24 protein-coding genes and 1 pseudogene are annotated in these 24,828 nt (G+C 38.4%); 16 read left to right on the forward strand and 9 right to left on the reverse strand.

All coding sequences use genetic code 11. The features are described 5' to 3' along the window. Positions 1-77: 77 nt before the first annotated feature. From PLEUR7319_RS0122600 to PLEUR7319_RS0122635, 8 genes are all read left to right on the forward strand, one after another. Positions 78-629, forward strand: a complete 552-nt coding sequence (locus PLEUR7319_RS0122600; protein WP_019507514.1) for a phycobiliprotein lyase — start codon at positions 78-80, stop codon at positions 627-629. Positions 630-1,325: 696 nt separating this feature from the next. Next, on the forward strand, positions 1,326-2,201 hold the full coding sequence (locus PLEUR7319_RS0122605) for a phycobilisome linker polypeptide (RefSeq protein WP_019507515.1): 876 nt from the start codon (positions 1,326-1,328) through the stop codon (positions 2,199-2,201). Positions 2,202-2,310: 109 nt separating this feature from the next. Then, on the forward strand, positions 2,311-3,078 hold the full coding sequence (locus tag PLEUR7319_RS0122610) for a phycobilisome rod-core linker polypeptide (RefSeq protein WP_019507516.1): 768 nt from the start codon (positions 2,311-2,313) through the stop codon (positions 3,076-3,078). Between the two features lie 52 nt (positions 3,079-3,130). After that, the gene (locus tag PLEUR7319_RS0122615) at positions 3,131-3,895 is read left to right on the forward strand and encodes a phycobilisome rod-core linker polypeptide (protein ID WP_026102711.1); all 765 of its coding nucleotides are present in this window, start codon (positions 3,131-3,133) and stop codon (positions 3,893-3,895) included. Between the two features lie 79 nt (positions 3,896-3,974). Next, on the forward strand, positions 3,975-4,214 hold the full coding sequence (locus tag PLEUR7319_RS0122620; protein ID WP_019507518.1) for a phycobilisome linker polypeptide: 240 nt from the start codon (positions 3,975-3,977) through the stop codon (positions 4,212-4,214). A 207-nt stretch (positions 4,215-4,421) separates the two neighbouring features. Beyond that, positions 4,422-4,958, forward strand: a complete 537-nt coding sequence (locus PLEUR7319_RS0122625) for a phycobiliprotein lyase (RefSeq protein WP_019507519.1) — start codon at positions 4,422-4,424, stop codon at positions 4,956-4,958. A 145-nt stretch (positions 4,959-5,103) separates the two neighbouring features. Further along, a complete protein-coding gene (locus PLEUR7319_RS0122630; protein ID WP_019507520.1) occupies positions 5,104-5,721 on the forward strand; it encodes a chromophore lyase CpcT/CpeT in 618 nt (205 codons plus the stop codon). A gap of 110 nt (positions 5,722-5,831) precedes the next feature. Further along, complete coding sequence (locus PLEUR7319_RS0122635) at positions 5,832-6,170, forward strand: hypothetical protein (protein ID WP_026102712.1); 339 nt, start codon at positions 5,832-5,834, stop codon at positions 6,168-6,170. A 95-nt stretch (positions 6,171-6,265) separates the two neighbouring features. On the opposite strand, the pseudogene PLEUR7319_RS0122640 reads toward PLEUR7319_RS0122635, so the two are convergent. Next, positions 6,266-6,721, reverse strand: a pseudogene (locus tag PLEUR7319_RS0122640) (RNA-guided endonuclease InsQ/TnpB family protein); the annotation flags it as partial. 251 nt (positions 6,722-6,972) lie between these two features. Here PLEUR7319_RS0122640 and PLEUR7319_RS0122645 point away from each other — a divergent pair. Continuing rightward, positions 6,973-8,688, forward strand: a complete 1,716-nt coding sequence (locus PLEUR7319_RS0122645; protein WP_019507523.1) for a hypothetical protein — start codon at positions 6,973-6,975, stop codon at positions 8,686-8,688. A 230-nt stretch (positions 8,689-8,918) separates the two neighbouring features. Further along, positions 8,919-9,521: a chromophore lyase CpcT/CpeT gene (locus tag PLEUR7319_RS0122650; protein ID WP_019507524.1), complete on the forward strand. Its 603-nt coding sequence runs from the start codon at positions 8,919-8,921 to the stop codon at positions 9,519-9,521. 108 nt (positions 9,522-9,629) lie between these two features. On the opposite strand, the gene PLEUR7319_RS40860 is transcribed toward PLEUR7319_RS0122650, so the two are convergent. After that, complete coding sequence (locus PLEUR7319_RS40860; protein WP_019507525.1) at positions 9,630-9,722, reverse strand: helix-turn-helix domain-containing protein; 93 nt, start codon at positions 9,720-9,722, stop codon at positions 9,630-9,632. 315 nt (positions 9,723-10,037) lie between these two features. Here PLEUR7319_RS40860 and PLEUR7319_RS36420 point away from each other — a divergent pair, with 315 nt between their 5' ends. Continuing rightward, positions 10,038-11,000, forward strand: a complete 963-nt coding sequence (locus PLEUR7319_RS36420; RefSeq protein ID WP_019507526.1) for a DUF6208 family protein — start codon at positions 10,038-10,040, stop codon at positions 10,998-11,000. Here PLEUR7319_RS36420 and PLEUR7319_RS0122665 read toward each other — a convergent pair. After that, entirely contained in the window at positions 10,997-11,596 is a 600-nt protein-coding gene (locus PLEUR7319_RS0122665) for a hypothetical protein (RefSeq protein ID WP_019507527.1), read from the reverse strand. The two genes, PLEUR7319_RS36420 and PLEUR7319_RS0122665, sit on opposite strands and share 4 nt — an antisense overlap. A 331-nt stretch (positions 11,597-11,927) precedes the next feature. After that, positions 11,928-12,638 carry a TIGR04283 family arsenosugar biosynthesis glycosyltransferase gene (locus PLEUR7319_RS0122670; RefSeq protein ID WP_019507528.1) on the reverse strand — a complete coding sequence of 237 codons (711 nt, stop codon included), beginning with the start codon at positions 12,636-12,638 and terminating at the stop codon, positions 11,928-11,930. A gap of 9 nt (positions 12,639-12,647) precedes the next feature. On the opposite strand from PLEUR7319_RS0122670, the gene PLEUR7319_RS0122675 reads away from it, so the two are divergent. Next, positions 12,648-13,457: a DUF6816 family protein gene (locus PLEUR7319_RS0122675; protein ID WP_019507529.1), complete on the forward strand. Its 810-nt coding sequence runs from the start codon at positions 12,648-12,650 to the stop codon at positions 13,455-13,457. 142 nt (positions 13,458-13,599) lie between these two features. On the opposite strand, the gene PLEUR7319_RS0122680 is transcribed toward PLEUR7319_RS0122675, so the two are convergent. Continuing rightward, positions 13,600-14,334 carry a 2-phosphosulfolactate phosphatase family protein gene (locus PLEUR7319_RS0122680; protein ID WP_019507530.1) on the reverse strand — a complete coding sequence of 245 codons (735 nt, stop codon included), beginning with the start codon at positions 14,332-14,334 and terminating at the stop codon, positions 13,600-13,602. A gap of 197 nt (positions 14,335-14,531) precedes the next feature. Between PLEUR7319_RS0122680 and PLEUR7319_RS0122685 the strand changes: the two genes are divergently transcribed. From PLEUR7319_RS0122685 to PLEUR7319_RS0122695, 3 genes are all read left to right on the forward strand, one after another. After that, on the forward strand, positions 14,532-16,145 hold the full coding sequence (locus PLEUR7319_RS0122685) for a DUF1565 domain-containing protein (RefSeq protein WP_019507531.1): 1,614 nt from the start codon (positions 14,532-14,534) through the stop codon (positions 16,143-16,145). A gap of 103 nt (positions 16,146-16,248) precedes the next feature. Then, entirely contained in the window at positions 16,249-17,418 is a 1,170-nt protein-coding gene (locus tag PLEUR7319_RS0122690; RefSeq protein ID WP_019507532.1) for an L-dopachrome tautomerase-related protein, read from the forward strand. Positions 17,419-17,730: 312 nt separating this feature from the next. After that, positions 17,731-18,147 carry a hypothetical protein gene (locus PLEUR7319_RS0122695; RefSeq protein WP_019507533.1) on the forward strand — a complete coding sequence of 139 codons (417 nt, stop codon included), beginning with the start codon at positions 17,731-17,733 and terminating at the stop codon, positions 18,145-18,147. A 38-nt stretch (positions 18,148-18,185) separates the two neighbouring features. On the opposite strand, the gene speA is transcribed toward PLEUR7319_RS0122695, so the two are convergent. The 4 genes from speA to PLEUR7319_RS0122715 form a co-directional block, all read right to left on the reverse strand. Then, positions 18,186-20,129, reverse strand: a complete 1,944-nt coding sequence (gene speA / locus PLEUR7319_RS0122700; RefSeq protein WP_019507534.1) for a biosynthetic arginine decarboxylase — start codon at positions 20,127-20,129, stop codon at positions 18,186-18,188. Between the two features lie 6 nt (positions 20,130-20,135). Continuing rightward, a complete protein-coding gene (locus tag PLEUR7319_RS0122705) occupies positions 20,136-20,441 on the reverse strand; it encodes a hypothetical protein (protein ID WP_019507535.1) in 306 nt (101 codons plus the stop codon). A gap of 497 nt (positions 20,442-20,938) precedes the next feature. After that, entirely contained in the window at positions 20,939-22,111 is a 1,173-nt protein-coding gene (locus PLEUR7319_RS0122710; RefSeq protein WP_019507536.1) for a cysteine desulfurase family protein, read from the reverse strand. Between the two features lie 308 nt (positions 22,112-22,419). Then, positions 22,420-22,809 carry a hypothetical protein gene (locus PLEUR7319_RS0122715; RefSeq protein ID WP_019507537.1) on the reverse strand — a complete coding sequence of 130 codons (390 nt, stop codon included), beginning with the start codon at positions 22,807-22,809 and terminating at the stop codon, positions 22,420-22,422. A 349-nt stretch (positions 22,810-23,158) separates the two neighbouring features. On the opposite strand from PLEUR7319_RS0122715, the gene PLEUR7319_RS38440 reads away from it, so the two are divergent. After that, complete coding sequence (locus PLEUR7319_RS38440) at positions 23,159-24,541, forward strand: Ycf66 family protein (protein WP_019507538.1); 1,383 nt, start codon at positions 23,159-23,161, stop codon at positions 24,539-24,541. The last annotated feature ends 287 nt before the right edge of the window (positions 24,542-24,828 follow it).

Here is a 24,828-nt window from a genome sequence, read left to right on the forward strand (position 1 = left end):
GCTAATGTCACAGTTTCTACCATGGTTAACTGCTAAAACCTTTAAGGATTCTCACTGCTAAATTACACTAAATATTTATGAACACCAGTATATTTGATCAATTCTTTGCGGACTGTATCGGTAATTGGCAATCCGATCGCACTTATCATTATTTAACTCACAAGGAAATCGAGCGATCGCGAACTACTTTCCATGTCGATCCCTTAACCAGCGAACAAAAAACCAAGGTACTAACTGATAATTCTTATAACAAACTAGATAATCTAGAACAATTTCCTGGATTTAATTTGGGTTTTTACACCATCTCGGAAAAAGGTGAGGAAGTTAGACAAAATCTCAATTTAATGTTTGTGCCCAAATCAAATAATGGCTCAATTATAGAAGGAGACTATTTGCGCGATCGCGCTTATGAAGAGGCGAGAGCAATAGTCTCTCATTTTTGTTTTGACACCAATACTAGGGAATTACTGATGACTACAAACTATACTCGGTTAGTCTCTGTCGACTCTATTACCCTCACCAATCCTACATTACGTATTCGTAAAATTCTTAACTACGAGAAACCGCCAACGGGAAAGCCTCTGAAAAATGTTTTATTAGTAGGCTTTGGAGTCGAACAAAAAGTGTAGCTAAATACATTAATCTTTAGTTTGTATACTTTTGTATCTTTTAAACTCTCTGGTTAACGAAAGTTCATGATATTCTCGTTAAGTTTTACAAAACTTGATAAGAACAGTTCAGACAGCATTGTATAAATAAACTGTGAGCGGCTATCTTGCCTTAATAAGACGAGGTTTACGTTCACTTACTTTAGGTGTTAAATAAAGATCAATATAGTTCGTCTGAGTAAGACAAAATTTTAGATCAAACACCTTTTTTAAGAAACTGCACTCTTAAATTAATTGTGCACTGATATAAGGGTTTCAACTCCTCCTCCTAGAGAAGAATCTAACCCGAAATGTTTGTAATCAAAATAATTGGCATCATTCAACTGTAGTAATCGTGGGGCAGTGAAACTTCAAATTTAAATTGTGGTTGATTTCTCGCTGCAATGCGTTTGCCTTTTGATAAGTTAGCCAATGAATTTTCCTAGTTTGTAGGAAAATTTAATCATGACAAGTTATAGCCAAGATACTAGTACTACTTGTTACTTTAAGCTTGCTTTGCTTGTCGAGTTTGTGTATTTACATACAACTCATAAATAAAGGTCTGTATGACAGAAACAGAGTTAATCAAGATGACTCTTTCTTGAGCTTATCTACTCTCAACATTCTGGCAACATACATCCTATGAAAATTTAATTCCTAATTTGGGAGATTTTTTAAATGACATTTGGACCAGCATCCGAATTAGGTGTCGGCTTATTTGAAGATACCGCCCCTTTTGAATATGTACCAGGTCGTTCAGAAGAAGAAGTAGAGAGCGTTATTCGTGCTGTCTACAGACAGGTACTAGGCAATGCTTACATTATGGAAAGCGAGAGGGCAACAGTCCCTGAGTCTCAATTTAAAAGAGGCGAATTAAGCGTACGTGAGTTCGTGCGAGCAGTAGGAAAGTCTGACGCTTACATATCACGCTTCTTTGAAACTTGTCCTCGTTATCGTTTCATTGAATTAAACTTTAAACATTTTCTGGGTCGTGCCCCCAATGGCTACGACGAGATGAAAGCTCACAGTGCCATCCTTGATACGGGTGGTTGGGAAGCAGAAATCGACTCTTATCTTGATAGCGACGAATATCAAAATGCTTACGGTGAGAATTTTGTTCCTTACTATCGTGGTTATAAGAGCCGTCCTGGTCAAACTATGGTGGAATTCACTCATATGTTTGCTCTAGCTCGTGGAGCTTCTTCTAGCGACTTTAAAGGAAGTTTGGCTGGTAAGAGTCCCGCACTCAACAAAAACGTAATTCAAGGAACTCCTATAGCAGTTGTTCCTCCTTCTGGTGGTGCTGCTGGTGATGGCTGGTCTTTCCAAGAACCTACTTTGGGAGCCCGCACTCGTCAAGGCTCTGGCGCAGGTGCCAACGGCAAAGTATATCGTATTGAAGTAACTGGTTATGCTTCTCCTGGTGCAGTTAACCGAGTTTCTCGATTCCGTCGTAGCAACAAAGTATATTTAGTTCCTTACGAACAGCTATCTCAAGAATATCAGCGTATTCATAAGCAAGGTGGCAAAATAGCCAGTATTACTGCTATTTAATCCAGATTTTCTCACAACAGTGTTCGAGGATAGCATAATTCTATATTTAGCTATTCTCGATGGCTAATTTCAATTTGACAAAAAAATATTTATTCAGGAGAAACAAAATATGACCGCAGTATTAGATGCGCCAGTTGAGGTTCGTGCAAATAGCACTGCCGATGACAAGACTATAGCTATACGCAATGTATATAAGCAAGTTTTGGGAAATCCTCATGTGATGGAGAGTGAGCGTTTAGTCAGCGCAGAATCTCAATTTTGCGATGGTAGCATTAGCTTAAGAGAGTTTGTTCGTGCCGTAGCTAAGTCAGACTTTTATCGCGCCCGCTATTTTGAAACTGCTGCACCTTATCGTTTTGTTGAGCTTAATTTCAAACATCTTTTAGGACGTGCCCCCGAAGACCAAGCAGAACTTTCTGAACATATCCAACGTTGTATTAATGAAGGTTATGATGCTGAAATCGATTCTTACCTTGACAGTGTTGAGTATTCCGAGAAATTCGGTGAAAACATCGTTCCTTACTATACTGGAGCCAAAAGCCAAATAGGGAAAAAGCAAGTTAACTATAATCGGACTCTTTCTTTGCTTCAAGGTGTTGCTGGGGTAGATAGTGCTGATAAAGATTCTCGCCTGGTAGATAGCATTGCTACCAATAGTGCCGTTGCTGCTAAAACTCCTTCTGTTGGTGGACGTACTTCTCCTTATAAAGATGCTACAGCAAAACGGTTCAAAATTGTGGTCAAAGGTGCAAAATTCGATAGTCCTCGTCGTGTTAGTACAACTGAGTATATCGTACCTGGCGATCGCATGACTCCTCAAATTCAGCGTATTCAGAGAACTGGAGCCAAAATCGTTAGCATTACTGAAATTAGCTAGTTTTTAGAACGCTAATATTTTTCAAATAGTTTAAATTCAGGAGAAATTGATCATGTCATTATGGATGACTGATGTGCAGCCAATAGAACTTCGCGAACGCCAACCAGACCAGGATTTTGAGATTATTATTCGCACAGCCTATACTCAAGTTTTAGGAAATGCTCATTTACTAGAGTGCGATCGTTTGACAAACGCTGAGTCATTATTAAGAAATGGCGATATTACGGTGCGAGGTTTTGTGCGGGCGATTGGTCAATCAGAGCTATACCGTTCCTTATTTTTTGATAATTCATCTCAATACCGCTTTATCGAAATGAATTGTAAACATTTTTTAGGACGGGCTCCTCTAGACCAGGCAGAAGTTTCGCAGCATGTTCAACTTTATAACAACTCTGGTTATGAAGCTGAAATCGATTCCTATATCGATAGTGATGAATATCTTAATGCATTTGGGGAAAATATTGTACCCTGTCCTCGGACAGAGAGTAACCAGCGTACTTTGCTAAATGTTGGTTTTAATCGTACCTACGCTTTATATCGTGGTTACGCAAGCAGCGACAATACTACTAATAAAGCTAAGCTAATCTCAGATTTGGCAGCTAATCAAGCCACAGCAATCGTTTTTCCGAGCAAAAGTTCTGGTAAAACTCCTGGTACTAACAATAAGCGCTTTCGCATTAAAGCGACTAAAGCTAGCATTGGTTCTTTGAACCGTATTAGTAATCAGAGTTATGAAGTGAATTACGAACAGTTAAATGCCAAAATCAAGAATTTACATCGTATTGGTGCCAAAATTCTCAGCATTACTGAAGTCTAAATCATAATTTAGAGTAAAACAAAACATATAGGGGCAAACTTAGATTTGCCTCTGCAAGAAATTGGGAGTAACTAAAAATATGTCAGGCATGATTACTACAGGAGATACCAATGTTAGTGGATATGGAAGCCGCACTGTAGCAATTGAAGTAACAGGTGTGTGTCGTCAGGACATAGCGCGTACTAGCAATTATACAGTTAAAGTTCCTTACAGTAGAATGTCTCAAACTATTCAGAACATTAATCGTCTGGGGGGGAAAGTAGCAAGTGTTTCTCTAGGAGAAACTGCCTCTATTTCTGAAGCCTCTGATGAAACCTAAGGAAACAACTTAGGAAATTTTTTGGGCTCCAAGAAATCGGCATCACGAATAATTAACTTATGCTTTAATCCACAGTAGTAATGATTTTCTAGCAGCAAATTTTTGGGCTGCTAGAACCAAAAATGCTTACTAAGCTAATCCAAATCTAGCAGTTAGTGAAAAAAATAAGAAAAACCTTACAGTCATGCTTACTATTATTTAATATCCATGAATATAGATGAATTTGTGCAGCGTTCTTTGGGTTCATGGCGATCGCAACGTAGCGCGCATCATTTAGCTTTTCATCATTTTGAGGAAGTAACTTCTGAGATTGAAATTCAATCCTTAGAAAATAGTGATGGGAGAGTAATCGAGCTTTGTAAAGCTAATCAAGTTGACCCGCATTTAGTGTCTAGTCCTTTTTATATGGCTTGGGAAGGAGAATCCGACTGGGATGAAGATGAGGTGCTTTCTGGTTCGACTGTGTTGGTTCCCGTGCCTGACCCTGATAACCCAACTAAAGGGAAATTATTAAGAGAACAAGGATATGCCGAAACTGTACCAGCGATCGGCTATTATCAGCTAGTAGAAGATGGTTCGTTCATATTAAATACCCAATATGAAAGAGCTAGTGCTGAGGAAAAAATTTGGTTTGCGACACCGAACTTGCGTCTTCGGGTTTCTTTGATTAAAACAGGAGATGGAAAGGGCGTTACTACCGCTTCCTTTTCTTCAGAAATTCGTTCTCTCTCTCCAAAAAACTAAGTAATTTCGAAGTCAACATAGAAGGTGAAATAGCTTTTTCGGCTTAACTAGAAAAATTACGATCTTGCTAATTTTAGAATACTCACTTTAAAAATCTAAAAATATATTTTTTATTCCTTTTTTAAAATTTCATAACTATAAGATCATGTTGACCAGAGAAGATTATCCAGCAAAGCAAGAAGAAAATAGTCTACTTCGTGAATTAGCCCAACTGATGGCTGGGGATTTCTGCAACCGTCAACAATCTGATGCCGATCCCAAAAATTACGCTCATATTCGGATTTTCTTTCGGCCTTTACCCTGGGACTTTTTTTCAGGGATCGGCTTCTATTCCGAACAAGTTTATGACTACGATCTTTGGACTCCTTATCGTCAAGGAGTACATCGTCTAGTAGATCGGGGCGACCATATCTATATTGAAAACCATAGTCTCAAAGAAGCTGAAAACTTTGCCGGTGCTGGTCATAATCGCGAAATTCTGCTCGAAATTCCCCCAGACGGCATTGAACGCCGTTACAACTGTTCAATGGTGTTCCGAAAAGAGGGTGAAGTTTTTCACGGTAGTGTTGAACCAGGTAACAAGTGTTTTAGCTATCGTACAGGGATTAAAACTTACTTAGTTAGCAGTGTTGAGCTAACAGAAACCACCTGGGTCAGTTGGGATCGAGGAATGGATTTGAATACCCACGAGCAGATTTGGGGATCGGCTAAAGGACCATTGAAGTTTAAGAAAAGAGCTAGTTTTGCGACTGAATTACCATAGTTTTTGGTTTGCAAGCCACTAGACTTTTGAATTAGGTTAATGTCTTGAATTCCAACACCTTAACTAATCAAGTCAACTTGCTTCAACAAATATAAATTAGAGAGATAAAGATGATCACGTCGGAGTTAACAGCTAAAAGTATGTTACCACCAATAGCTAGCAAAAAAATGCAAGCTTGGATTAGAAGCCGTCATCTAATTTGTTCGGGTAACTTTTTCATTTTTGAAACTTTGGAATATTCCACAATCGAAAGATTTGAAGAGTGTGTAAAAGGATTGGGTGGAACTTTCATTTCCGTTGAACCGGTTAGAAAAGTTTGGATTGGTAATCATCGTCAAGTGATTTTATATCAAGCTAAGGCAAGTCTGCATACACCTCACCACGATTTAAAACAATATTGGATTAAGTATGGAGGCTTCTATACCAGATTTGATGAGCGTTCGTGCTAATTAACATTAGTCAATTTACTAGTGCAATTTATAGTCATTCCAATTGGTTGACCTATTGTTTCAGATTGTATTAGAACAAATAGTTTTTGTAGGGAATTGATTCTGACTTTTCTCAGCTTAGGCAGTTGAATTTGCCAATCACTCAATGGATTAGTCTTGAACTGAGGAAACAGCATGGACTTCATTTGTCCGTACTTTTTGAATCTCGGAAAACCATATCCCCTTTCTCTAAATGAATCCCAGCTATCATGCAGTCTTCTTATATTGGTTTGTAAAACCTGAGACTGAACTGTTTTTAGTCGTGGGAATTTCTTTTTAGCTTTAGGTAGGTTGTTTTGTTGCTGATGATAACCAGGAAACGGATAGTCCGCAGCCATGATATATTCTGATTCCAAACTGCATCGATCAATTGAACACTTCCTAGAAGCAATCCAGTCTTTCAGCTCTCGTAACGCATAATTATAGCTAACACGACAAGTCTCCAGCCACTCATTGAGTAGTTCGACTTGTTTGATATCAGGGTATATGCGATAACGATAGTTTAGAATCATATGAGTATTTCACCATGAACAAGTGCTTCTGGTAGAAACTTATAATTCTCAACCACTGCGTTGTCCAGTTCGATTCATAAGGCAAAGCGTTGCGAGGGTTCCCCTCGTTAAACCTATTGCCGTCTCCCACTAAGCCCTACATCCTTTGGGCTTTGAAGGAGAATTTTCTCACAGAGAGTTAAAGCAATTATAATTTTAGAGTGTATGTGGTAAGAATAAGCTGGAATTAAACATCGGAGATAGAGAAAAATATGCCGAGAAAAAAAACCAAGTCTGGTAATAAAACATCCAAGACTAGCAGTTTTTTAGACAAGTCTCAAGTAGGAATCTCCCTGAGCACTAAGGCTGTTCAAAATCTGAATGAGATTGTTGAGGAAACAGGTCTTTCTAAGTCAAAAGTTATTGAAAACTTGGTTACAGGAAATTTAGCGATCGCCAGTCAGATGGCGGAAAAAACTATCTCCATTGCATCTCAGGATGATAATTCACCGGAAAGTTCAACTACCACAATACAGATAGTAGATGGTTCTGTTTCAGAGTCAAGGGAACAAAAACCAGCTGCGTCAACTAGTAGAAAGCAAGAAGCAGCTGAGTCTGCTGTGTTAGCAGAGTTAAAAGCAAAAATTCAAGAGCACAAGGCTAGCTATCAGACCTTAAAAGAGCGTTCTAGAGAACAAGAAGCTTTGGTTAAAAAACTGCAAGCGCAAATCGAGGAACTAAAAAATTCTGGGTCGGAACAAGCTCCAAAAAATAAAAATACTAAAAATACTGAAAACCAACTTCAAAAGCAGCTTGAGCAGTTAAAACAGCAGCTTACTCAACAAAAAGAAGATAGTAAGGCGGCACAAAAGACTATCGAGGCTAGCGAAGCTAAGATTAAAGATTTAGAACAGCAATTATCCACACAGCAAGATAGCCATCAGAACTGGCAAAATCAAGTAGCAGAAAAAGAAACCGCCATTTCTCAACTAGAGCAGCAGCTTGCAGATAAAGACAGTGAGATTCAAAATCTCAACAGCGATCGCACTCAAGTCCAACAGCAATTAGGCGAAAAAGAAACCGCCATTTCTCAACTAGAGCAGCAGCTTGCAGATAAAGACGGTGAAATTGAAAACCTCAACAGCGATCGCACTCAAGTCCAACAGCAATTAAGCGAAAAAGAAACTGCCATTTCTCAACTAGAGCAACAGCTTGCAGATAAAGACAGTGAGATTGAAAACCTCAATAGCGATCGCGACCAGGCTCAACAGCAATTAACAGCTAAAGAAGAAGCTTTAACTCAATTACAACAGCAAGTAGGAGAAGCTCAAAAGCAATTATCTAAGGCGAATGATAATAACCAGAATCTTCAGGAACAACTAACTGAAACTCAACAGCAAGTAGAGTCACTAAGGAATGAAATTCAAGAGCGGCAAGAAGGACTCAAGCGTCTTCAAACAGAAAAACAAACAATCCAACAACAATTATCCAAAAAACAAAACCATATAACCAGTTTAGAACAAGAAACTAAGCAACAAAAAAATCTGCTTCAAGAACAAAACAAAACTACTCAGAATTTACAGCAACAAATAACAGAATTAAATCAACAAATAACCATCCAAGAAAAAAATCTTAGTCAGACTAAAAAGCATTTGGTAGAAGAAACAGCCGAAAAAGAAAAACAAATTGCTAACCTAAACCAAGAAAAAACTAAGAATGCCGATCTTCAGCGTCAAATTAGTGAAAGCTCTTCTTTAGCAGAACAACTTAATCAAGAGTTATCAGAACAAAAACAAAACTATAGCTTGCTGGATTTAAAGGGCAACGAACAAAAAGGTCTAATCGATAGTTTGCGATCGCAACTTGAAGAACAAGAGTCTTTGGTAGCTAGGGGTAATGCCTCTGGTACTTACAAAACTTGGGCAATTATTCTATTAGGAATTTTATTAACCATAACTTCAGTACTATCAGCTAAATCTTTCTTGTAATTAAACGACTCGATTTATAAAACCGGAATCAGAATCAACAAGATTTCCTTACTTCTCGGAACAGTATTTTGATTAAATGCTTGAGTGGAGAATGTTGGTTTAGATTTAGCTAGGCAGAAATTAAATTCAAGCTATTGCATTACATTTTTTAGTTTTGATACCAGATTTTTGTAAGGGCGAATGCAATTCGCCCTTACTATTCTATTGCTATTACTCAACAGAAAAAAATCATGAGTTTTTCCCCTCAAGTCAAAGCTCTAGCATCTTATCTAGCTGGAGAATTTGATAATAAACAACAAGCTTTAGAGCAACCGGCATGGTATGTTCATCTCAGACTTTGGATCAAACCAGTACCTATTTTTACGGATGATAGTCTTACTCTGTTTGCCGAACAAGCTAATGTTATCAAGCTAGATCAGCCTTATCGACCACGAATTTTAAGACTGAGGCAAAGAGACGAGATAGAAGTAGAATTCTATATGTTTGAAGACATAACCACTGCTAGGGGGGCAGGACAAAACCAAGACTTAATCCAACAAATAACTCCAGAAAAGATTAAATTTCTGCCTAACTGTACTCTTAAAGTTGCCACTGAACAGTTTGCTAACGGTAAGTACTGCTTTAAAACTACTCCCGTGACAGATACACCCTGTAGCGTTACTTATCAAGGTACTACTTTTCAAGTTTTTCTTGGGTTTGAAGCTACCGCAGATGAGCTACAAACTTTTGATAAGGGTATAGACCCCAAAACTGGCAAAGGAACTTGGGGAGCCTTAATGGGTGCATATCGCTTTACCAAACGCCAAGACTTCTCAGCTGAATTGAATCTGTAAGTACCCAAGTACTTTATGGCTAGATTCACCTATGAACTACTCATTCTAAACTTCGTTTAGAACGAGTTTCTAGCTTCGCTGGGTATTGCCTTACTCTGGTCTTACGACCTAGGCTTGGTCTGACACTCCCTCCGCACCTGCCAATTGCTGCTTTTGTTCATCAGTGAGATAAATTCGTACTTTTTGTGCTTGTCTAATCATGTCTATCACTATAAATGTTGATGATAAAATACCCAAGCACAAGATTCTCAACCCTTGATAGCCAAGTTCGATTTATCTCCCACTAAGCACTACATCCTTGGTGCTTTGAGGGAGAATCCTCTTACACTAGGTTAAAAGCTAATAGCTGATAGCTAAGGCAAAGCCCTTTACCTTAAACCATAGTTTTGGGTGTAATGTTTGAGGTATAGCACTACCAGAAAACATTAGGACATTTTCTGTTCCCTGTTCCCTTTGAACCAATATGTTATGTCCTAAGCTTAAAGCGTAATGCTATATATAATAGCGAGTAAATCAATGGATAAGATATCTTTACTGTGGGAAATTCCTCTGGCTTTGTTATCTTTTGTGTTTTACAAAGTCATGAAGTTTATTATTGGTAATTTATTTACTGTATATCTTGCTTTTGATCAAAAAAAAGCTAATCAATGGCGAGTATTGTCTCAAAAAACAATTAATGCCCCTTTAGTATTACCAGTTTTAATGACTAAAGGACCTCGTTGGAATACTCATGCAATCATAGGTACTTTAGGACCTTTTACTGTGCAAGAGTCTGTAGAAATAGATATTGAAACGGCTAATAATTCTGCTCGCTCTTGGATTGTAGCGGTTTATAGTTTCCCAGGATATAAAACTATTACTAGTCTTGAATCAGAGAGAATTAATCAAAGCGATAATTGGCACAAAATTCCCTTATCTCCTGGAAAATATTCTTTAGCAGTTCGCTACTACAATCGCTCTGATACTATTAATTATCCAGCAATTAAGGTAGATAAAAACTTGTATGTAGACACTCTGAATGTACCTAAGAACATTAATGACTATTATTACGATTTAATTAATGCCAAAAACTGGTTTTATTCTAGTTTGCATTATTATATTTTTACAATTCTCAAGTTTCGTAACTATCTACCAGAAACTTTTGTCCGCAGAGAATATTTACCTGTAGGCGCACCAGCTACCCACTTTGCCTATAATTACTTAGAGTCACAACAAGCTTTGCAAATACAGATTACTCCCGAAATTATTGAGCAATTTGATATTTACTTTACCTTTTACGATCGCTCAAGTTTACCGATAACTTGGCGCATCATTACTGACTCAGAATATTTACTCCAGCCACAGGATAGAAACGGTTATTTTCTACTGAGAATTCGACCTAAACCAGAACATTCGGCAACTACTATTCAGGCAAAATCACAATTAATCGAGACCAATAAATCTATTCAACGTTGGCAGATTAGTGCTCTTAGTTCTTAGCTTGATTTCAACCCAAATTCAGCAAACCTTTTGCGATCAGCTTCACGACATTTCAAAAAAACTGGTTGATAAACTTGTTTTATTTCCATTTGCAGAAAAATCTGGAATTTTCGATCTAGTTTTGGGGAGTCTGGAGTCAAATAGTCGCCATTCAACTTTATTAAGGTACATTTTGTATGTTGAAAAGGAATCCATTCTGCTAAATCTTGTTGCATGGTAATTACTTGTGGTGCAATGCCCCTTTGAGCTAATCCCCACTCAATCAAGCGATCGCGATTAGTGGTAATAATAATTTGTCCCGATCTAGAGGCAACGGTCTCCGCTAGTTGAAGATGAAAATTGCTGGGAAGTTTGCGCTTGAGCAAATAGTCTTCATCGGTGGGTTCATAATAGTAGCGCATTAAGTTAACTACCGCTGCGGGAGTTTTTGCCATTAGATGAATTAATTCCCAGGTATCTGTAGGAGTATCAATATTCCCCTCGATAGTTTGCAGCTTAACAATGAGATGTTCTCGAATCTCCTCTGTAGTTGGGATTCCTAGACGTGAAGATTCCTCAGAGCCAACTAGCTTGAGATGTCCTATAATTTTCTGCATCTATTTTTTGGTCATGTTCAAACAAAATTCCAGGGTACACTCGTATTCTCGTGATTGAGCAATATTATATAGCGCTTCTCGAATTAGTGAAGTACACCTCGGTTAAGATAAGTTCGGAGTTCGGAGTTCGGAGTTCGGAAAATTTTGTACCTCACCTATTTGAGAAAGCCTATAACCAAAGCTATTAATTGTTATAGCAATACGGACTTGCATTAGGACACTCATTACTCATTACTCATTACTCATTACTTACGAGCAATCAAATAAACTTGTCCTAATACAACTAACTTTATACGGCTATAGTTTTGATAGGTGGCAATCGATGGATTAATTATGAAGAATGATTTTTATTACATTTTTGACTACGATAAAAATTGCTTAATTTAGTGGGAGAAACCCCCAAATAGTAGCCAATAATTATTAACTGATTAATTAAAGTGGTTTTCCAAACTCCTAACTTTTGCCATCGCCGACTAGAAGTAGTTACTGCGCCAGGGGCGAGCGCAATTTTTCCTTGTCGCTTAAGTCGTTTGATAAATTCAAAATCCTCCATAATCGGTAAATCCGAATATCCACCCATGTCTTTAAAGACCTGTTTAGTGATAAAAATTGCCTGATCACCGTAGGGAAGAGAAAATAAATGCGATCGCATTTTGACTAGCATTTCAATCCAACGTAGAGAGCGCTCTGCTCCATCAATAGTCAATTCAAATGCCCCTGCAATCACATCTGGCTGTTCTAAAGTATTAGAAACTAAATCATCAAAATCTGGGGGCAGTTGGGTGTCAATATGGAGAAATAGCAGAATCTCTCCCTGAGCAATATTTGCTCCTGCATTCATCTGGGCAGCTCTTCCCCGACCAACAAGAGAAATAACCCTAACTCCCATTTGCTGAGCTAAGGTTACGGTCTCATCGACACTACCTCCATCAACCACAATAATTTCCAGAGCAGAATCTCGTTGAAGTCCTCGTAGAGTAGTTTGAATAATTGCTGCTTCGTTAAGTACTGGGATAATAATGCTAATAATATCTTTAGCCATGTTTCAAGAATGAGGAACAACCTAACTCCTAACTATCAACGATTAACGATTAACCATTATCTCCTCAAGATTTTCTCGGTTTTCTTAATACTATTCAGTTGCGTTACACCAGCCATTGCGTCACCGATTCAAGAGCGTCTTCAACAATTTCCCCAATGGAATAATAAACCGCCAGTACAGCTTGCTAGAGGAGACTTAGAATATCCCGAGTGGATGGCTGGCACTTGGCAGGTTAATAGCACTCTTGTTGAACAGGTAGCTCCTCTAGCCCCAGATATTGTCACTCCTGGATTTACAGCCAACAAAAATTATCTAGATCGGGCGATCGCGTTTCAGGTTAGATTCGGCAAAGAATATTATTCTGCCCCCAAGGGAATGTTCTCAGCCTTTAACCCTTCTCAGCCTATAATTGTGGCAGATCGAGCTTTTAATGGTAAAAATATCGCTCAGGCATATTTGGGAGATGATAATGTCTATCAGGTAAAAATTGACCCTGATGATCCCAACCAACAGATAACATTTCTGAAGGGAGAGCGAAAGCTAATTTCTAAAATTACAGGACGTGCCAGGGAAATTCCCTCCGACAATCAATTTATCGCCACCGAAGTTACCCAACAGCTATTCAGATCTCCAGAAAGAATTTATCTTAATGAAGTGGAAACTACTTCTAACTATCAGTTACTAGACTCAGGAAATATCAGTGCCGAACAAATTACGGCAATTTATCTCTCCCCACAAGACCCAGATTATTTCACAGCAAGCGATCGCCCGGTGGCACTATATCGATATCATTTAGATTTAACAAAAGCTTTTGAGTAGGTAGGCAGAATAATTTATAAAACCATACTATTAAGCTGTTTCTCTATTCCCTGTTCCCTGTTCCCTATTCTCTTGCTGTAGGCATTTTATATTTAATTGCACCCACCTACTTAGCTTTTAGCTGGAAAATTCACGGCAAATTTTAGTACTTCACCAAAACCCCTGGTTCTCTTTGAATCGGCAGAATATCTAAGATATCTGTCTGAGAACAATATTTAAGGTCTTCATCTCCGTCTAATCCTAAGAGGCGTTGCCCATGGCTACAAAGGCGGAAAACATTTAAAAGATTTTCTTGCCATTGCTGATAAAGAGAGATTGCTCCAATCACTTCGTCATTACCAAATAACTCTAGCTGAGGTACAGCACTTTGCTGAAAAATAGACTGAGCGATCGCCCCTGCACAAGCGGTATCCTCTACGGAATAATCACCCTGCCATCCAGAGCCCACCATCCACACAGTTTTGGGTTGAGTTTCCAATAAATAGTTAACTGCTGCCCGACGATTAATTTGGGCGGCAGTAATCACCTGAGGCGATTTTTCGACTCGTTGTAAAGCCCGAGTACCGTTAGTAGTAGTCAGAAATAATCTTTTACCTTTGACCACTTCTGGAGTACAGGCAAGAGGAGAATTGTCCAAATCAAACCCTTCTACTTTTTCCCCCCCTCGTTCTCCTGCTCTCAGACGCTTTTCTGTTGACCACGAATTCGATTGACGAATCAATTCTTCTATGTTACTAAATGCATGGACGGCTTCTGCACCTGCATCAAGTGCAGTGGCAATTGTAGTGGTTGCTCGCAAAACATCAATCACTACTGCACAGTCTGGTAATAGGTCTGTTGGAGTAAGTTCAGGGGTATGATAGACGAATAATTTCACACTAATACAATTATATATATAGTCAATGAATCAAAACTTACGCAATTATACGTTATTTACCATCTACTCAAATAGTACTTAATCACTAAGTAAACGAAGAAAAATATAAGGGTTTGATGTTTAGTTGCTTAAGCAGAGAAAAGCAAATGGTGATATTTCATTCCATAAACAATATTCATTTTTTAAGGAGCCAAATTATGGAAAGCAGTAATTATCAAATAGCTAATAGGCATCGCTTTTGTTCTATTAAGCTATCTACAGCAGATAAATATATTCGTTTACTATTGGTAGCACTTACTGTAGCTTTACCTAGCAAGATTGCCCTGCAAGCTCAACCAACTCTGGCCCAAGAAACAATCGCCCAATCCCTTTCCTTAGATAAAAATACGATTTACGTCAATCCCAAAACAGGGGATGATTCTCAATCAGGTAAAAATTTATCTCCTTTAAAAACTATTACTCAAGCTTTAAAAATAGCTCCCTCTGGTAGCACAATTAAACTATCTTCAGGAACCTATAGCGAAGAGACTGGAGAAACTTTTCCCTTAATTATTAATAAAGATATTACTCTTCGGGGAAATGCTAAAAGTCAAGGACACCAAATTATTATCAAGGGTAATGGTTATTTTATCAGTCCTACTGGTGCAGGACAAAATGTGGCGATCGCAGCTTTAAAAGATGCGGGTGGCATTACAGGAGTAACTGTTACTAACGATCATTCCCGAGGACATGGTTTATGGATTGAGTCTTCCAGCCCCGAGGTTATCGGTAATACTTTTACTCGTAATGGTAATACTGGGGTTTCAGTTAATGGCAACAGTTCACCACACATAGAGAACAACTATTTTTACAATAATTCCGGCAATGGCTTACTAGTTTACGGCACTTCTCAACCAGAAGTTATTAATAATAGCTTTGAACGAACTGGCTTTGGGGTTAGTATTGTTCAAGATTCTGCTCCCACCCTGACAGGCAATTATTTTAATAGTAATCGTATCGGTATTATCCTTGAGGGTAATTCTCAAGGTATCCTACGGAATAATGAAATTATTAACTCTGGCGAATATGGCTTAACAGCGATCGCGCAATCTAAGGTTGATTTAGGTACGAGTGCCGAGCCAGGAAATAATATCTTTCGCAGCAATCAAAAACTAGACATTCAAAATGCTACTAATAATCAAATAGTCGCAGTCGGCACCAAAGTTAGCGGTCAAACTGAGGGGGATGTTAATTTTTCAAATGGTGAATTTATCGCAATTAATCAGACCAACAATAACGAAGACCTCCCCCCTTTACCTTCTTCTCGATTAGCTCCGAGAGATCGCCCTCTTGAGCCCCTCGATTTGCCTAAACCTGCCGCTACACCTGTAAGATCTTCAGCAACAACAGCTTCCTTACCATCTCCACCACCCCTGCCTAGAGACAATACAAAAAACAAAGAATTGATTTTTACCTCAGCTCCCGATCCTGAAGTTACTTCTAATTCTTACTCTTCATCTCCTGCTCCTGAGCCAGTGCCCTTTCTCCCCGAAATCAGTAATCCAGCATTAAGTTCTAAAAGTTCTCAAATTACTAGTTTATCTGATGTTTTGGGTTCATCTGGTGCTAGTCAAGTTAAATATAAAGTTTTAGTAGAAGCCTTGGGTAAAGATGCGGAAGCTGATGTGCGATCGCTCTATCCTCAAGCTTTTTCTACGGTGTATCAGGGCAAATCTGTCTTGCAAGTAGGAGCCTTTAACAACTGGGATAAAGCTAAACAAGCTATGCGCTCTCTAGAAAACTTAGGTTTAAATACCCATATTTTGGAATAATCTATCTATAATGAACGAATGACTACTAATATATTTTTAATAGTTAGAAAATGATTAGTGATAGATAATTGGCAATAGAGAATAGATAACTACATAGCACGTAATGAAGTTTCGTTTGTCCCGTTTTGTTGCCTATTTAATTACTGTTGCCACTACTACTATTTTTTTATTTTCCGTTATCTCTAACCCTTCTGTTGGGCAAGATACACAATCCCCACCCTCGAAAGAAGAGTTAGGCTCCTCGCCGACTCAAGAGCTAGAAATTGTTGCTGAATTTCCCATAGAACATCCTCCAGGTAATATTGCTATTACTCCCCAAGGAAGGTTGATTATGAGTCAGCATCAGTTTTATGGTGCGCCACTACGGGTGGTAGAAGTAATGGATAATGGGAGTGTTGCAGCTTTTCCTAATGAAGTTTGGAGTAGTGAGCCAAATCCCAATGGAGTAGGGTTGCATACAGTTTTAGGTTTGCGGTCAGATGAAAATGGTGTGGTCTGGATGCTTGATCGTAGTCCTGGAGAAGGACAACCAGGAAAAATTGTAGCTTGGGACTCGATTAACGAAGAATTAGAGCAAGTTATTTATTTGCCAAAGCCAATTATCAGAGATAATCCGTTTTTAAATGATTTAGCTGTTGATCTGAAACATAATGCTATTTACATTACTGATACTGCTACGGGAGATGACTCAGCCTTAATTGTTGTAGATTTGAATACAGGCTTTTCCCGCAGAGTATTAGAAGGAGATCAATCCACGCGTCCTGAAGATATTGACATGGTAATCGATAATCGCACTATTACTTTAGGCGGAGAACCAGCCAGAGTTGGTGCAAACCCGATAACCATCGATCCCGATAACCAGTGGGTATATTACGCGCCGATGAGTGGTACATCTTTGTATCGTATTGCCACAACAGATTTATTAGATGAATCTTTATCATCTAAAGACTTGTCAAGTAAAGTACAACGCTATGGTGACAAACCAATTTGTGACGGAATTACTGTGGATGGTGCAGGTAACGTTTATATTACATCGATTACTGATAATGCGATTGGGGTTACTGATCCTAATGGTGAATATCGCACACTCTATCAAGATGATCGGCTCTTAAGTTGGACTGATGGCATGGCATTTAGCAAGAATAATTATGTGTACGTCACTGTCAGTCAACTGCAAAATTCTCCCCCTCTGAATAATGGCGAAAATGCTTTTCAATCTCCCTTCTATCTGGTGAGATTTCCCGCACTAGCATCCGGTAAAGTTGGTCGATGAAAACCAAACTTACCGTGAATTGATATTGAATCAATTTTCTGAAGCGAGTTTAAATTACATTTAGACGTACAATATCAATCAAAAAATATTACTCATTACTCATTACTTCTGAACCAGTCACTTTTAATGTCCTAACATAATTATGTAGGTTTATATTTGGGTCTGTCATTTTTTCCTTCTATTGATGATAGGCTCTAGAAAAACGACTAAAAATTACATAAACTCTATCAATAGATACAGCATTTCTGGCTTATTCTTGTACTAAATGTTTAAACAGGTGTTTAATAAGAGGTTAACCAAAGGAGATTAAGCATGAACGCATCGGAAAGAGCCAAAGGGTTAAATATTACGACTAAAATTGCCTCTGTGGTTACTTTATTCAAAGCACAGTTTCCCGATGCTAAAGCTGACCTCAAACCCTGGAAAAATGATCCTGATACTCGTGAATTAGTAGATCCTGATTCGATTGATATTGGATTTCATTTTCCTGGCTGGAGTAGACGCTATCAGAGCAACAGTATTTTAGTGCAAATTCGGTTTTATAAAGACCCTTCAGAAGAGTCAGAAAAATTTATTGGCGTTGAGACCTGCGGTTTTAGCCATATAGGGCAAGCATGGAAATTTTCGACAATCGATAATTGGCAATTTGTGGGTCAATGTCAACCAGCTAAAGATGCGGAACAGCAACTTAAGCTATTTTGTCGCCAGGTGTTTGAACTGTTTAAGTAAAGCGATCGCTATTTTTCTCACTCTATTGTCTAGAAACTTTAGTCTGGCTTATTCTCTAAATACGTATAGTTATTAAGACTGCGAGCATAATTCTGTAGAAATTTTTGGGCTTCTTCCTGGTTTATTTGTTGGTTTTGTAGTGCCACTTCAGTGCGATCGCGCATGATTGTGAGTAACTGTTCGCTTTTGTAATGGACGGAGCTTAAAACTTCTCTGACTGTATTTCCCTTGACTATAGAATCTACTTGATAACCATCAGGAGTTATTTTTACATGTGCGACATTAATATCCCCAAAAAGATTATGTAAATTACCCATGATTTCTTGATACGCACCCACTAGGAACATACCAATGTAATATGGACGGAGAGATGATGGTTGAGAATATTCTAATTGGTGCAACTCTAGAACATTTTTGCTCTCTTGACGATTAATAAACCGATCTATTTTGCCGTCGCTGTCACAGGTAATATCTGCTAAAGTTGCTCTAGCGGTGGGTTGTTCATTAAGACGATGAATCGGCATAATGGGAAAAAGTTGGTTTATTGCCCAGGCATCGGGAACAGATTGAAAAATTGATAAATTAACGTAATAAATAGATGCCATTACTTGGGTTAAATCGCCTAAATTATCAGGCACATAATCATAATTGGCAATAATTGCAGCAATCTTATGACAACTGCCCCAGTATAGTTCTTCTATTTTGGCTCGCTCGGCTAAACTTAGATAACCAAAGTTAAATAGGCTAAAGGCTTCTTGTTTAAATTGAAGGGCATCGTTATATGTTTCTTGCAGGTTGCTAGCATCAATTGATTGATAGGTATCCCAGAAATTGCGAATTACTAATGGCGCGCCTTGTTCTGGAGGTTGTATATCAAGAAGAGGAATATTGCTACTGCCTAACACATCAAAAATTAATACTGATTGGTGAGCAGCGATCGCTCTACCACTTTCGCTAACTAAAATTGGCACAGGCACTTCTCCCAGGTCGCAAGCGTCTTTTACTTGTGCCACAATATCGTTAGCATAATTCTGCATATTGTAGTTTTTAGAAGCGTGGAAGTTGGTTTTGGAGCCGTCGTAGTCTACTGCTAGACCTCCTCCGACATTTAAATACTGCATCTGGGCACCAAGTTTAACTAGCTGTACATAAATTTGGCTAGCTTCACGAATGGCATTTTTAATTACATTGATCGCAGAGATTTGTGAGCCGATATGAAAATGTAATAATTGCAAACACTCCAACCTTCCTGCTGTTTCCAGTTGGCGTATCATTTGTAAAATCTCGGCAACGGTCAAACCAAACTTAGCGCGATCGCCTGTAGAATTGCCCCATCTACCTACGCCCTTTGTCTCTAACTTGGCACGTACTCCTATAATCGGTTTGATATCTAACTTTTGACTTATTTCTAGGACTAAATTAAGTTCTCGGGTTTGCTCAATAATAACAATGGCTTTTTGTCCTAGTTTGGTAGCTAACAGTGCAGTTTCGATATATTCCCTATCTTTATAACCATTGCAAATTAACAATGGTTGAATCCCTTCTCCCTCAAATTCTAGATATGCTAATGCAATCATCAATTCTGGTTTGGAACCAGCTTCTAGACCAAAATGATATGGTTTACCGCAGCGGACTAACGCTTCAATGAAATGACGGTTTTGATTACATTTGAGAGGAAAAACCCCTTGATATTTTCCTGGATAATTGTAGCGGGCGATCGCCTGGTTCATAGACTCTTGAAGCCTGACAATTCGATCCTCTAAGATATCTGGAAAGTGGATCATTATTGGCAAATCGATTTGACGCTTTTTCAGAGATTTAACTAATTTGGCTAAATCAAGAGGATTTCCGTAGTTACTGCGAGGCAAGATTGTAACATCACCGGCTTCATTAATGCCAAAATAAGGTTCCCCCCAGCCTTTAAGGTTATACAATTTAGCACTATCTTGGATAGTCCAATTTATCTTTTGTTCTGATACCAAAATTTGTTATTCATTGTTCATTTTTGAAGATATCTTCTTTTTGACACGATTGATATTCGGTGCGATAAACAAAGGAGATATAACTAAAGCGATCACACCTACAATAATCATGCCTATTATCATTACCATGCCATCTACAAAATCTCGAATGTGGATACTTTTGGGTTGTACTTTAGATTTTGCTGATTGATGGGGCAGAGGAGCTTCAATGATTCCTCCAGGAGGGAAAGCCACCCAAACACCGTCTTGTAACTGTCTCGGTTCAGTCCAATTATTTCGAGCACACCATTGTTCGGGATTTTCGTCTTTCATGGCTCATTAACTTGATCTTTATTGTAAATTTTTACTCAATTAAAACCATTAAATTATCTGTAATCAAGCAGGGATTTGTGGTTGAAGTAATTCAGGTAATTCAACTATCAAGCGTAAATATTCATTAGGATAATTAGGATAAGTTACATAAAAAACTAACTACCTAAACTCGACCTTATCCGATTTGGAACCTAAAGTTTCTCAGATAAGATTTTAAGAGATTTAAAGATTAGTAGATAAAAATTATTTTCTCAACCTAACTTTGTTTCTCGATATGGAGTTAGGTGTCATAAGCTGCTTAGCACCTAATTGTTGTCACTGTCAATAGTCGATACTTACTCTACTGGATAAATCAACTATTTTTTTATGGGATAAATCAACTATTATTCATCATAAAGTGCTTCGCCCTAGCTATTAGCTATTAGCTCCAATAAACAACGATTTTGTAGCAAATTATAGCAAAAGAATCGACAATAAGACTTAATCTATAATTTTTTTTAATAGCAAACCAAAGGAGGCATTAAACGACAAATAACTTGTTTTAGTACGATCGCTGTCCAGTCGATATCCGCTTTAGTAGTATCTTTCCCCAAAGTGAGACGAATGCCTCTTTTTGCTGCTTCTGAGTTATAACCCATAGCCAGTAATATTGGACTGGGGTTTAGTTTGCCACTATGACAAGCTGAACCGGCACTGATACCTATCCCTGCCAAGTTTAATTGTCTGACGATGGTTTTTCCTGTTATGTCTTGAGCCTGGGCGGCAAAGTGATCGCTGAGAATTAAACTGACATGATGGGGTAATCGGTAGAATCTATCTCCCGTCGTTTCCAGGCAAGGATAATCTGCCAAAAGATCGAACAGGCGATCGCGCAGTTCTCTTAGACGAGGAGTTTCGATTTCGATCTCAGTTGCAGCTAATTCGGCAGCAACTCCCAAAGCGGCGATCGCAGGTAAAGCTTGAGTTCCCGAGCGAATTTTCGCTTCTTGTCCCCCTCCCCCCAGTAAAGGCACAAGCTTGACACCACTACGAATATATAATGCCCCTGCTCCTTGAATACCATAGATTTTATGTGCCGAAAGAGATAACAGGTCTACTCCTAACTGCTGAACATTGATCGCTAAGCGCCCTGCTACCTGTACTGCATCGGTATGAAACAAGATCCCACGCTCTCTAGTTATCTGAGTGAGTTGTTCAATCGGTTGTAGTGTTCCGACTTCACTTTGTCCGTAGATAATCGAAACTAAAACCGTATTAGTTTGTAGAGATTCATGTAGCTCTAGTGGATTAACTCTGCCATATTTATTAACGGGTAATTTGGTTACTTGCCAACCCCACTTTTGTAGCAGTTTAACTGGCTCATTGATCGCCGAATGTTCCACGCTAGAAATGATGATGTGTTGGGGAATGCGATATTGCCTAGCCACTCCTAGAATAGCCAAATTGTTGGCTTCAGTACCTCCAGAGGTAAAAACAATTGATTCAGGATTAAGAGCGTTAAGTAAACTAGATACTTGTAATCGAGCTGTTTCTAAAACTGTTGCTGCTCTTTGCCCCCAATCGTGGAGACTAGAAGGATTACCCCACTGCTGCTGAAACACATTTTGGGCTGCGGCGATCGCTTCTGGACGCGGTTTAGTCGTCGCACTGTTATCTAAATAAATTTGCATACAGTTAAAGTTTTTTAAATTTTGATCAACGCTCAATTTTATTGAGTAGGGCTAGCTTAACCTCACTTAATTCTATTTTCTCCTGGTATTGGAATTTTAGGCTACATACAAAGAGATATTTTGCAGGGTGAGCGAAATTTACGGTGGCAAAAATTTTAATTGCCGTTACTCGTTACTTTTGACTCGTTACTTAAAGCGACTCTATTATTTAACTCCCACACCTTTTTTCGTTCACCCTATTTTGCATCACATCTCCAAAATTCAAATTCAAATCAGTATTTAAATCAAAACTTAAAACTCAAAATTTCTTAGCAAGAATGATGACCTGGTTTGACTGCATTGTAGTCTTCATGAGAAATAACAGCTTCGGGGGATAGATATTGACCGCGATCGCGACACAACAAACGGTAATTACGGCTAATAGGAATACTAATCACCAAACGATTATGACGTAATCTCTTACCATGAAACTGACGATAATCCTGATGTTCTGCTAGCTGCTGAATAATACGGCGAGATTTGAGAACGACATTTTTGGGCAAATTTCGTAGATCAATTGAATCTTGATTGAAACTTGCTTCCCAATCTTGCTTCTGCTTTTTTTCTTGCTGCCAAATAGCATCAGCTTGAGCGCATCGATAGCAAATTTGACCAAAGCCTTTATGACCACAAGAAAATTTTTTTTTCTGCCGAACCATAATCACATAACCTCACTAAGCTCATGTGCGTTCAAATTCGATAACTTAACACGCTCGTTTTTAGCCTTAGGGTAAAGTTCCTTTTGGCATTAGCTAGCGGCTAATAGCTCTTTTGTGGATTACTCAATAATCTCATGGCTTTGTACGTTAAATACCTAATTTCAAATATTAAAGATCAACTTAAGAAATTAAAATTATCAAATTCATTGTCAGTACATTTCAACTAACCTATACATTTTGATTACTGATTCAGCTCTTAAATATGTTCAAAGAATTACTGCAATTGCTGCAAAATATGAGATTCTTGTCGCAAAATATATAGAGCAATCAGAGATGGAGTAAGGAAAAAATGCTTTCATATGCCCTGGCGATCGTCGTAGCCGTAAGTAGTTTAATCTTGTTTTCAACAGCTTTCTTAATGTCAGATATTCATCGGCAAGATGACTTTTTTTGGAGTGGGGTAGGGCTAATTTATGCTTTGGTACTGTGGTTTTGTGCCAGGAACATCACAGGAGCAGTATTGTTAGGACAAACTGCTGCTGTCGCCGTGTTGGTTTCCTCTAATTGGCAAACTCTAAAATTAAGAAAGGCGATCGCTCATCCCGAAAAAGCAGCTGAATTAAATAATTTTTCAGTCTTAAGAGCGGTTAATGATTTATTAAGCCGTAAAAAATCTCCAGCCCCAGCTGTTGTAAACGATTCAACTGCTGATAAAGTTGTAGAACAAGAAGTAGCTATTCCAGAGCAAGCATCCCCTGAAACAGCAGCACAAGAGTCAGAGAATCAAGTTACAACTAATGCAGAAAACGCTTCTGATTCTCAAGACAGGCAAGCTAACGCCGAGAAAAATAATCAATCAGGATTAATTGGTAAACTATTTGGCAGGAAGAAACAAGTTGCCATTACTGATACAAAGCTTGATGAAGTTTTAGAAGAAAAGGGACAAGAGCAAGTAACAGTAGATAAGGCTGACGATACAACTCCTGTATCAGAGGAAAAAACTACTGCACCAGCAGAAAATGTTGATCAAGTTATCCCTGTTGAGGAGAAAACAGTTGCCCAAGTAGATACTCAAAAGCCAACAGAAGATCAAGAAGTAGAACTCGCCAAACAAACGGAAATCATTGAGGAGAAGCCAGAAAATCAGGCAGAGACAATAACCTCAGAGGTAACTTCTTCTGATACTCCCCTAGCAACTAAAGAGAATCAGCTTGAAGAAAAAATAGCCAGACAAGACCATGAAGATGATGTATCTCCTAGCTCAGAAGTTAAAGTTGAGGATAACTTGGAGTCAGAAATAGCCCCACCTTCTCAGCCTGAAGTTAAGGATTTCTCTGATCCAGAAATAACTTCACCCCAAGCTTCCGAAGCAACACAAACCACTGAAACAACATCGATTCAGTCAGAAACAGCGGAAAATAATCAAGATGAATCCCCTACTATTGCCGAATCTGAGGTTAAATCAGTAGCAGAAAATAATCCTGTTGAAGTCAAAGAAAATATAGAAACAATTGACTCCAAATCGAAAGAATCACCCTTAGACTCACTAGAGACAGTAGAGGTAGCAGAAGTACTCGAAGCAGTTCCCGAAGATATTTCTACTAATCAAAATGACGATCAATCAAATATCATTGAGGTGACTACTACAGAAATAAATATAGCCACTGAATCTACAAAAACAGATCATAAACACGATCACGATTTCGGGTCTGAAGGCTCAAAGGATAGTTGATTGTTGATAGCCTAACTTTTTGTTCCACTTAATCAAGAAAATCTTTCAAGAGAATATCTAGAAAATAGCAAACAGTAAGCAAATTTTGAGTGCTGCTCTTACGAAAAAAATTCTAACACTAAATTTATTTGAGCAACTAAATTCTAGAACTCAATCTAAACCAAAATAACAGTTTTTTTTGCCTGAAGAATCTAATTTGTTTAAGGAAAATAATGTCTAAAATTTAGATTTTTCTTTAATAACAGCACTCAAAAGGGAGGGGAGATCCCACTTTTGTACACCACTGA

The organism is Pleurocapsa sp. PCC 7319 (assembly GCF_000332195.1).
Taxonomy (GTDB): domain Bacteria; phylum Cyanobacteriota; class Cyanobacteriia; order Cyanobacteriales; family Xenococcaceae; genus Waterburya.

Excerpts from the sequence above, each read along its gene's own strand:
- PLEUR7319_RS0122600 (WP_019507514.1), top strand. The coding sequence starts at position 78 with ATGAACACCAGTATATTTGATCAATTCTTTGCGGACTGTATCGGTAAT.
- PLEUR7319_RS0122605 (WP_019507515.1), top strand. The coding sequence starts at position 1,326 with ATGACATTTGGACCAGCATCCGAATTAGGTGTCGGCTTATTTGAAGAT.
- PLEUR7319_RS0122610 (WP_019507516.1), top strand. The coding sequence starts at position 2,311 with ATGACCGCAGTATTAGATGCGCCAGTTGAGGTTCGTGCAAATAGCACT.
- PLEUR7319_RS0122615 (WP_026102711.1), top strand. The coding sequence starts at position 3,131 with ATGTCATTATGGATGACTGATGTGCAGCCAATAGAACTTCGCGAACGC.
- PLEUR7319_RS0122620 (WP_019507518.1), top strand. The coding sequence starts at position 3,975 with ATGTCAGGCATGATTACTACAGGAGATACCAATGTTAGTGGATATGGA.
- PLEUR7319_RS0122625 (WP_019507519.1), top strand. The coding sequence starts at position 4,422 with ATGAATATAGATGAATTTGTGCAGCGTTCTTTGGGTTCATGGCGATCG.
- PLEUR7319_RS0122630 (WP_019507520.1), top strand. The coding sequence starts at position 5,104 with ATGTTGACCAGAGAAGATTATCCAGCAAAGCAAGAAGAAAATAGTCTA.
- PLEUR7319_RS0122635 (WP_026102712.1), top strand. The coding sequence starts at position 5,832 with ATGATCACGTCGGAGTTAACAGCTAAAAGTATGTTACCACCAATAGCT.
- PLEUR7319_RS0122645 (WP_019507523.1), top strand. The coding sequence starts at position 6,973 with ATGCCGAGAAAAAAAACCAAGTCTGGTAATAAAACATCCAAGACTAGC.
- PLEUR7319_RS0122650 (WP_019507524.1), top strand. The coding sequence starts at position 8,919 with ATGAGTTTTTCCCCTCAAGTCAAAGCTCTAGCATCTTATCTAGCTGGA.
- PLEUR7319_RS40860 (WP_019507525.1), bottom strand. The coding sequence starts at position 9,722 with ATGATTAGACAAGCACAAAAAGTACGAATTTATCTCACTGATGAACAA.
- PLEUR7319_RS36420 (WP_019507526.1), top strand. The coding sequence starts at position 10,038 with ATGGATAAGATATCTTTACTGTGGGAAATTCCTCTGGCTTTGTTATCT.
- PLEUR7319_RS0122665 (WP_019507527.1), bottom strand. The coding sequence starts at position 11,596 with ATGCAGAAAATTATAGGACATCTCAAGCTAGTTGGCTCTGAGGAATCT.
- PLEUR7319_RS0122670 (WP_019507528.1), bottom strand. The coding sequence starts at position 12,638 with ATGGCTAAAGATATTATTAGCATTATTATCCCAGTACTTAACGAAGCA.
- PLEUR7319_RS0122675 (WP_019507529.1), top strand. The coding sequence starts at position 12,648 with ATGAGGAACAACCTAACTCCTAACTATCAACGATTAACGATTAACCAT.
- PLEUR7319_RS0122685 (WP_019507531.1), top strand. The coding sequence starts at position 14,532 with ATGGAAAGCAGTAATTATCAAATAGCTAATAGGCATCGCTTTTGTTCT.
- PLEUR7319_RS0122690 (WP_019507532.1), top strand. The coding sequence starts at position 16,249 with ATGAAGTTTCGTTTGTCCCGTTTTGTTGCCTATTTAATTACTGTTGCC.
- PLEUR7319_RS0122695 (WP_019507533.1), top strand. The coding sequence starts at position 17,731 with ATGAACGCATCGGAAAGAGCCAAAGGGTTAAATATTACGACTAAAATT.
- PLEUR7319_RS0122705 (WP_019507535.1), bottom strand. The coding sequence starts at position 20,441 with ATGAAAGACGAAAATCCCGAACAATGGTGTGCTCGAAATAATTGGACT.
- PLEUR7319_RS0122710 (WP_019507536.1), bottom strand. The coding sequence starts at position 22,111 with ATGCAAATTTATTTAGATAACAGTGCGACGACTAAACCGCGTCCAGAA.
- PLEUR7319_RS0122715 (WP_019507537.1), bottom strand. The coding sequence starts at position 22,809 with ATGGTTCGGCAGAAAAAAAAATTTTCTTGTGGTCATAAAGGCTTTGGT.
- PLEUR7319_RS38440 (WP_019507538.1), top strand. The coding sequence starts at position 23,159 with ATGCTTTCATATGCCCTGGCGATCGTCGTAGCCGTAAGTAGTTTAATC.